Below are 404 nucleotides of genomic sequence, written 5' to 3'. Positions count from 1 at the left end.
CCCTTACTCGATGACTTTGGGAACCAGGTACAGACCGCTTTCGGTCGACGGCGCGATGGCCTGGTAGGCATCGCGCTGGTTGCTTTCGGTGACTTGGTCAGGACGCAGGCGCTGGCTGGCCTCCAGCGGGTGGGCCAGGGGCTCGATGCCAGTGGTATCGACCGCTTGCATCTGGTCGACCAGGCCGAGAATGCTGTTCAGGGCGTCGGTAATGCGTGGCAGTTCGCCATCATTCAGGCCCAGGCGGGCCAGATGGGCGATCTTTTCCACGTCGCAGCGTTCAAGCGCCATGAGGATCTCCAAGGGAAACAAAGAACGGAATTTGGGTCCGCGGTGAGGAACATGTCAGCTTTCTGGCGGGCTAACGGCCGCGAAATTCTGCTGGCGTGCTCGGAAAAACAGCC

1 protein-coding gene is annotated in these 404 nt (G+C 60.9%); it reads right to left on the bottom strand.

The features are described 5' to 3' along the window. Positions 1-3 precede the first annotated feature (3 nt). The gene (gene gatC, locus GFC01_RS18445; RefSeq protein ID WP_003255165.1) at positions 4-291 is read right to left on the bottom strand and encodes an Asp-tRNA(Asn)/Glu-tRNA(Gln) amidotransferase subunit GatC; all 288 of its coding nucleotides are present in this window, start codon (positions 289-291) and stop codon (positions 4-6) included. Positions 292-404: the final 113 nt, after the last annotated feature.

The sequence above is a fragment of the Desulfofundulus thermobenzoicus genome, assembly GCF_009428905.1.
GTDB lineage: Bacteria > Bacillota > Desulfotomaculia > Desulfotomaculales > Desulfovirgulaceae > Desulfofundulus_A > Desulfofundulus_A thermobenzoicus.
This window is presented reverse-complemented; position numbering and strand designations above follow the sequence as displayed.

What these genes read in the sequence shown, in the direction of transcription:
- gatC (WP_003255165.1), bottom strand. Translation starts at nt 291, where the DNA reads ATGGCGCTTGAACGCTGCGACGTGGAAAAGATCGCCCATCTGGCCCGC.